The 911-nt window shown below is 33.2% G+C and carries 1 protein-coding gene; it reads right to left on the bottom strand.

The genetic code is table 11. From position 1 onward, the window contains the following. Window positions 1–69: 69 nt before the first annotated feature. Window positions 70–699: a type B chloramphenicol O-acetyltransferase gene (gene catB / locus VQ048_RS12250; protein ID WP_014043450.1), complete on the bottom strand. Its 630-nt coding sequence runs from the start codon at window positions 697–699 to the stop codon at window positions 70–72. Window positions 700–911: the final 212 nt, after the last annotated feature.

The raw sequence follows: 911 nt of genomic DNA, 5'->3' as shown, positions 1-911 counted from the left end.
GTTATGTGTAATTTTAGCCGCAAACGCAGTTAAAACAAAAAGGCTCCGAATTTCGGAACCTTCTTTTTATCATTTCATTTTTCTAAAAAACTTGTACAACAAATCGATTTTATTTGAACAAAGAATTGGCATTGCTTCAAAAAGGGTTTCTTCATCCCATTCCCACCATTTCATTTCCTGCAATTTTTGGATGTCATCATCACTAAATCTCTTTTTTATCAATTTGGCTGGATTTCCCCCTACAATTGAATAAGGTTCAACATCTTTTGTAACCAAAGCACGACTGCCAATAACAGCTCCATCTCCTATCTGAACTCCTGGCATTATCATAGCTTCACTACCAATCCAAACATCATTCCCAACAACTGTATCTCCTGCTTTTTGAAATCCATCTTGGCTTTTACTGAAAACATCAAATTCAGACATATAAAAAAATGGAAAACTGGAAATCCAATCATATTTATGACCTTGATTACCTGCCATTATGAAACTTGCACCGCTCCCTATTGAACAATAAGAACCGATAATTAGTTTATCGACATCATTCCTGTCCGGAAACAGATAACGAGCACAATCGTCAAATGAATGACCGTGATAATAACCAGAATAATAAGAATATTTACCCGAAATTATATTGGGATTAGTTATGTGGTCTTTGATTATTTTTCCTTTAAAAGGACTTTCGAAGAAATTTTTCATTATTTAACATATTTAATTTACAATAAGAGACAATAAGGAAACGAAGAATAATACTAAACTATTCTCTTCCTATACGTTGCGTAAAGTAAATATGCTAATCTGATAATTTCATCTGACAAAGATACAAAAAAACTACACATAACATCGCATTGGCAAAATGGCGGGTTAAGTACAAAATTCAACTTTTGTGCTTTTTATTCCGCCGAATGTGT

The sequence above is a fragment of the Bergeyella anatis genome (genome assembly GCF_036016955.1).
Taxonomy (GTDB): Bacteria; Bacteroidota; Bacteroidia; order Flavobacteriales; family Weeksellaceae; genus JAYWXI01.
This window is presented reverse-complemented; position numbering and strand designations above follow the sequence as displayed.